Annotated in this window: 2 protein-coding genes and 4 pseudogenes; all 6 read right to left on the bottom strand. The window is 53.4% G+C overall.

The features are described 5' to 3' along the window. Window positions 1-325: 325 nt before the first annotated feature. A pseudogene (locus tag OGY19_RS05680) lies at window positions 326-466 on the bottom strand (type VI secretion system contractile sheath large subunit); the annotation flags it as partial. A 276-nt stretch (window positions 467-742) separates the two neighbouring features. Then, window positions 743-1,763: pseudogene (locus OGY19_RS05675) on the bottom strand (IS110 family RNA-guided transposase). Window positions 1,764-1,821: 58 nt separating this feature from the next. Next, a pseudogene (tnpC, locus tag OGY19_RS05670) lies at window positions 1,822-2,616 on the bottom strand (IS66 family transposase); the annotation flags it as partial. Window positions 2,617-2,704: 88 nt separating this feature from the next. Further along, complete coding sequence (ltrA, locus tag OGY19_RS05665) at window positions 2,705-3,949, bottom strand: group II intron reverse transcriptase/maturase (protein ID WP_121527356.1); 1,245 nt, start codon at window positions 3,947-3,949, stop codon at window positions 2,705-2,707. Window positions 3,950-4,446: 497 nt separating this feature from the next. Beyond that, window positions 4,447-5,217, bottom strand: a pseudogene (locus OGY19_RS05660) (IS66 family transposase); the annotation flags it as partial. Between the two features lie 56 nt (window positions 5,218-5,273). Then, entirely contained in the window at window positions 5,274-6,857 is a 1,584-nt protein-coding gene (gene tnpC / locus OGY19_RS05655; RefSeq protein WP_055322455.1) for an IS66 family transposase, read from the bottom strand. Between the last annotated feature and the right edge of the window lie 11 nt (window positions 6,858-6,868).

The following is a 6,868-nucleotide window of genomic DNA, read 5'->3' as shown; positions in this document are numbered from 1 at the left end:
AGCTGATAGAAACAGAAGCCACTGGAGCACCTCAAAAACACCATCATACACTAAATCAGTAAGTTGGCAGCATCACCACCATTTTCATAATAATTTCGCTAGTGAGTGCTAAAGTGAATACCATATCAATCCAGCCAGTTGAAAATAGCTGTAACGCTACGAACTAGCCACCGTTGGCTGGCTTCTGCCTTAACTATAGTGATGTAATGGACGCGCCTTACCAAAGCAATCAGTGCAATGATTTTACTGACTGCATTAATCTACGTTTGCCCAGACATAGCGGGCAAAGAGTTATGGCAACGTTTATACGGTCAAACTCCAGCCCGATATCCATCGCACTCAGCTCTGACACAGGGTTCAGGTTGATTTTTTCAAACAGGGATGCGTTAACCCCACCTGTTGCAGAACGTTCCAGCACCACGCTTTCGCCACCAGCCGCATTCTCATTTTTTACAGGCATCAGCATCTTTATATGAACGCATCCCTTTTGCAAAAGCCTCCGGTACTCTGACTCCGACGGGTAGGTTGCAGCTTTATATCCGGCTTTGTGCAGCATCAACGCTGCGAGCCACGATGTAATTCGCTAACTCACGCCTTATTTCCTTAGCGGGCTTTAAGCCCATATGCTGATTCAGGTTTAGTGAGTTACGGTCTTAGCTGTCTTTGTCATCACACTGGCTGCCTGCGCACCCCTTCAGCATTCACCCTTATATTAAAAGTTTAAATTTGCCTGCATCCTGCCTTAACGTGGCCTGACGCTGACGTGATTTTTATCGTATCGACAATGGTGAGCTGCTATTGCCCAGACTGTTCTGCCCAGTTTGTTCGCCATAGCAACTATCGCCACCGCTGTTGGCCGCCTGGTTTTCAACTCTGTTATCCAGGGCCCGGGCTCTTTTACCAGTAATGACGCGGCCCTTGCTCCATGGATAAACAGTGTCCGTAGATAGGTATCTCCACGTTTACTGATCCCCAGTAGCTTCACTTTGCCCCCGGCCCCCGTCTGTTTAGGAACCAGTCCGATATAAGCTGAAAATTCCCGACTAGATTTAAAGGCCGAGGCCTCTCCCATCGTGGCTACTGCTGCTGTGGCAATTAGCGGCCCCACACCGGGTATTTCCAGCAATCGCTGGCATGTTTCGTTTTGCCTGGCTATCTCCAGCAATTGCCTGTCAAGAACACCAATGTGTGCATCAAGATAAGCAATACGTTGATGTTGTTCTTCCAGCATATTTATCAGGTATGCGGGTAAGCGTTTTCGTAACCTCCCCCACGGCTTCAGGAAATGCCTTATCCAGTGAAGCCCGGCCTTTATGGGTCGTTTCACCGAACTCCAGCAATATTCCATGCAGGGCGTTTACCTGTGCCGTCCGGAACTCCACTAATTGTTGTCGCATCCGGTGGAATACAAGCATTGCCTGCTGTTCTTCCATTTTTACGGCAACAGCTCTGACTGGCTGCTGAACCGCCATCCAGATAGCCCTGGCATCCATTACATCGTTTTTGTTACCCATCACGAATGCCTTAACAAATCGCCCCTTTAGCAGTCTGACTTTATGCCCCAGCCTCTGAAGCTCACGAGCCCAATACTGTGAACCGCCACAGGCTTCCATACCTATCAGTCAGGGTTCGCGATTACTGAAGTACGTCAGAAACATATTTCTTTTAATCTGTTTATCGACGACCTCACCGGTATGCTCATCAATGAAGTGAACCTGTATGAGATGCTTTGCGATATCGACGCCTACAGGGATATATTTCATCAGTGAATCCTCAAGTTATTAGTAAGCGTCCAACGAGAACCGTATTGACGGGGGTGTGCTATTCAGTTGGCAGTGCTACGCGCCAGGGTAGCAGTTCGCTGACCCGGTTGACCGGCCAGTCGGCTATGACGTCAAGAACATGGCTGAGGTAACGTTCCGGGTCCACGCTGTTCAGTTTGCACGTCCCGATCAGGCTGTACAGCAGCGCTCCCCGCTCACCACCATAGTCAGAGCCGAAGAACAGGAAGTTTTTACGACCCAGACTAACCATCCGCAGGGCATTTTCAGCGATATTATTATCTGCTTCGGCCCAGCCATCGTCTGCATAGTATATCAGTGCCGGCCACTGGTTCAGGGCGTACGTGAACGCCTTCGCCAGCTCCGAGTGCCGCGACAGCGTTTTCATCTTTTCACGCAGCCAGCTTTCCAGTGCATTCAGCAGTGGTTTCGTTTTCATCTGACGCTCAGCAAGGCGCTGTTCTGCCTGCACTCCCCTTATCTCTGCCTCAACGGTATAAAGCTCACCGATACGTTTCAGGGCTTCCTCCGTCAGGGCTGACGGGCTGCGAACGTGCACATCGTGGATCTTGCGGCGGGCATGGGCCCAGCAGGCGGCTTCCTTTATATGACCTTCACGGTAGAGCTCATTGAACCCGGCGTAAGCATCCGCCTGTAACACACCGTTGAACCCGGACAGATGCGTCTGTGGATGGATGCCTTTTCTGTCCGGTGAGTAAGCGAACCACACGGCCGGAGCCAGCGCTGAACCGGCGTTGCGGTCGTCGCGAACGTACGTCCACAACCGCCCGGTCTTCGTTTTCTTGTTACCTGGCAACAGTACCGGGACGGGCGGTCGAGTAGACCAGAGGGATCCTCCCCCTCTGGCCGCTCACAGAACCGTACGTGAAGCTCTCACCTCATACGGCTCCTGTTATTCAACTCTATCTGATCATGAACTTCCAGTGTACAAACAGTGTCTTATTACGCTGTCTGATCCGCTCCAGTACTTCACTGGCGCGACTTTGATGCCACCGGTATTGCTTATAACGGCACCGGACCCACTTTACCAACCGCCAGTCCAATATTCGCCATAACCTGTTCATTTCACTTGGATAAAACTTCCCATAATAATTGATCCATCCACGCAGCTGCGGGTTGATTCTTTCCGCAATTTCTTCTGCCGACAGACTTGTCAGCCGCTGAATATTCCATTTACGGAATGTCCGGACGATGGCTTTCTGGGCCTTATTGCTTATTGCCGGTAGAAATCCGGTGAAAAGACCACCTGCAATCTTCCTTGCTGCACGGCGGCGGAAGGTAAACCCAAGAAAATCGAATGAATAGTGTCCATCGCTTTTGCGCCTGGCCAGCGGGTGACAGTTCACTATCCGGGTTTTCTCCGGATGTAGCTCTAACCCGCAGTCTTTCATTCGTTCCCTGAGCTGGCTGAGAAGCAAACGCGCTTCCCATCGGCTCCGACAGTGAATGACGCTGTCATCGGCATACCTTTCCCATGCATTATTTGGGTAGTGTTTCTCCAGCCATTTATCCTGGGTGTAATGCAGAAAAAGATTTGCCAGCAGTGGACTGATTACTCCACCCTGCGGGGTACCCTTTTCTGGTGAATGACGATGCCCGTCCGGGAAAATGATCTCAGCTTTCAGCCATCGCACAATGCAGAGTCTGACCCATGGGGCAGGATGCAAATGATCCACAGCCTTCAACAGCAGAGCATGATCAAGATTATCAAAGAAACCTTTGATATCCAGATCAATCACCCATTCGTATTTCCAGCAGTTCACTTTTGCCTGTGCAACGGCATCATGCGCCGATTTTCCCGGTCGATAGCCAAATGAAGAATCGCTGAACAACAGGTCCCACTGCGGTTCCAGTATCATCTTGACGGCCATCTGTGCTACACGATCGCTGACAGTGGGGATCCCCAATGGACGAGTTTTCCCGTCTGACTTAGGAATTTCCACACGCTTCACCGGCGGCGGCATATAACAGCCAGAGCTTAACCGATTCCAGATCTTGTAAAGATTCCGGGACAGATTATGCTCAAACGCTTCAATTGTCATTCCATCCATACCAGCTGATCCTTTGTTGGCTTTGACCGCCAGCCAGGCTCTCCAGATAATGGTTTTATCGATCAGATAAGGTTTTGCTTTGTTCAAATTAATCATCCTGTCAGCAGTTGTTGCTTTAAACAAAGCTGAATAACGTTCCCCCTTCGCTCCAGCACCGTTACAGCGCCTTCGTCACTACTACGGGGAACTCCGTCCCTGTACGCCGCATCGGTACTCTTTCTGCGCGGTGTTTTGCCACAGTTTCTCCCTTAGCATCGGCGTGTCAGGTTCACACGTTCCGTATCTGAGCCTGAGCAGAGATCATGCCACCTCAATGCCGGTTGCCGGATGGTCAGTAAACAGGTTTCCACCATCCTTATCCCGGGGTAACGACAAGAACCCGGTTTTGACAACGCTTACACGTAACGACACTTGTCCAGTGGTTCACTCGCGTTCATCTTCTCTGCTCCTACCTGACGGCTTCTTGCCGCCTTTTCCCCAGCGCTTCCTGCTGTGGCTCTTTACCACAACAGTCTGAGGTGGTTTGTATCCTCCTCCTGTAAGGCGAATACGGAAGGCCATCTTCCATCTCAGACACAGCATGGACGGAGCCTTCCCGGTTCCGTCCTTCGTGTCACACTGTCATCGGCGTGGAGCTTGCCGTCCGTCAGGACATAGCCCTGAAGCGCCTCTTCCAGCGGTGACAACAACCGGCAACATGCATCCACCCAGCCCGACAGCAGCGAGCGACTCAGCTCCACACCCTGCCGGCCGTATATTTCAGACTGCCGATACAGCGGTGTGTGCTCTGCATATTTTGAGGTCAGCACACGGGCCAGCAGCCCCGGCCCTGCGATACCCCGTTCGATGGGTCGCGAAGGGGCGGGAGCCTGCACGATGGCATCACACTGAGTGCAGGCATGCTTTTCACGTATTGTCCGGATAACCCGGAAGGCGCTGCGCATCAGCTCCAGCTGTTCGGCTGCATCCTCACCCAGGTAGCTCAACGCACCGCCACAGTCCGGACAGCATGTCGTTGCCGGCAGCAGTCGTTTTTCGTCACGAGGGAGTGACTCCGGGAACGGTTTGCGGGTGCGGGTCTGACGCAGCGGGAGCTGCACTGCCGGGTCATCCACCCGACCGGTCAGCGTATCGCTTTCTTTCTGAAGCGCCTTCAGGTCAGCTTCCATCTGTGCGATACGACGGGATACTTTTTCGGAACGGCTGCCGAAGTTCATCCGGCGGAGTTTATCCAGTTGCGCCTGCAGGTGGTCTATTTCGCGTTCACGATCGGCCAGTTTTTCCAGCAAGGCACGGTTCAGCGCTTCCTGTTCGGCCAGGCGCTGTTTCAGCAGAAGGATGTCGTCAGAAGAAGTGTCGTTCATAAGCCCGTATTTTACCAGGCTTATTCGTAAGCGTTAAGTGAGCGCCGTATTGACGGCTATTTATTGGTGAGATCCACGTTCCATGGCAGGAGTTCAGCTACTTTGTTCGACGGCCACTCCGGCAACACGCTAAGGATATATCGAAGGTAAGCTTCCGGATCGATACCGTTCAGCCTGCACGTTCCGATCAGTCCATACAGCAGGGCTCCGCGCTCACCGCCATGATCGCTGCCGAAGAAGATGTAGTTCTTTTTACCCAGGCATACCGCCCGTAAGGCCCGCTCCGCTGCATTGTTATCTGCTTCGTCATCGCAGTAGTAGCACAGAGCATCCCACTGGTTCAGGGCATACGCGAACGCTTCACCCAGACGGGACTTTTTTGACAGCGTCGCGCTTTTTTCTATCAGCCACTCATGCAGGGATGTCAGCAGCGGTTTACTCCGGGATTGCCTGGCCAACAGACGCTCTGCGGCCGGGATTCCGCGTATGGCTTCTTCGATTGCGTACAGTTCGCCGATACGTTTCAGGGCCTCCTCTGCTGTGGCCGTTTGAGTACTTATATAGACGTCGTGGATTTTTCTGCGCGCGTGGGCCCAGCAGGCCGCTTCGGTTAACGGACCACCTTTACGCTCTGCGCTGAACAGGCGATCGTAGCCTGCGAAGGCATCGGCCTGCAGTACACCATGATAGTGTCGAAGATGTTGCTGAGGATGTTTCCCCTGTCGGTCTGGTGAGAAGGCGAACCATGCCGCTGGCGGATCTGATGAACCCGCGCTTCTGTCATCGCGGACATATGTCCAGATGCGCCCGGTTTTCGTCTTCTTTCTGCCCGGTGCAAGCACTGGCACCGGAGTATCATCTGTATGCAGTTTGCGGCAGTCCATCACGTAGTGATAAAGGGCCTCATCCAGCGGGGCCATTAACCGGCAGCACGCATCCACCCAGTTGGAGAGCAGAGCCCGGCTCAGATCCACGCCCTGACGGGCGAAGATTTCGCACTGGCGATATAGCGGCAGGTGTTCACAGTATTTGGCCGTTAACACGCGGGCCAGCAGACCCGGCCCGGCGATACCCCGATCGATGGGGCGAGATGGCGCAGGCGCTTCAACGATACAGTCGCATCGGGTGCAGGCCTTTTTCACCCTGACCGTGCGGATCACTTTCAGGGCGCTGGAGACCAGTTCCAGCTGCTCCGCGCTGACGTCACTGAGATAGGCCATATTACTACCGCAACCCGGACAGCAGTTTTCGGTTGGCTCCAGCCGGTGGAGCTCGCGGGGAAGATGTTCAGGCAGAGGCCGACGGTGGCGCGACTGGCGAAGCTGGCGCGGAACCTGCGGATCATTATCCCGGCCGTTGTAACGATCGCTTTGCTGCTCCTGCTCTTTCAGCAGGGCTTCTGCGTCTTCAACCTGTTGGCGAAGTTTTTCGGAGCGGGTACCGAACAGCATCCGCCGCAGTTTTTCTATCTGTGCCCGCAGATGCTCTATTTCGCGCTCTTCGTTCTCTATTTTCTCTTCTGCGCGAGCCAGCGCCGAACGCAGGAACGCCTCAGTCTCTGCAACGAGGCTGAGTTGATTGTCTTTCTGGCGGAGCGCATCTTCCAGCGCGGCGATACGGGCGAGATAGTCCTGACTCATGACCATATTTA

Source organism: Citrobacter sp. Cy070, assembly GCF_030332245.1.
Lineage (GTDB): Bacteria > Pseudomonadota > Gammaproteobacteria > Enterobacterales > Enterobacteriaceae > Citrobacter > Citrobacter youngae.
The sequence above is the reverse complement of the archived record's forward strand: the minus strand, read 5'-3'. Positions and strand labels throughout refer to the sequence as shown.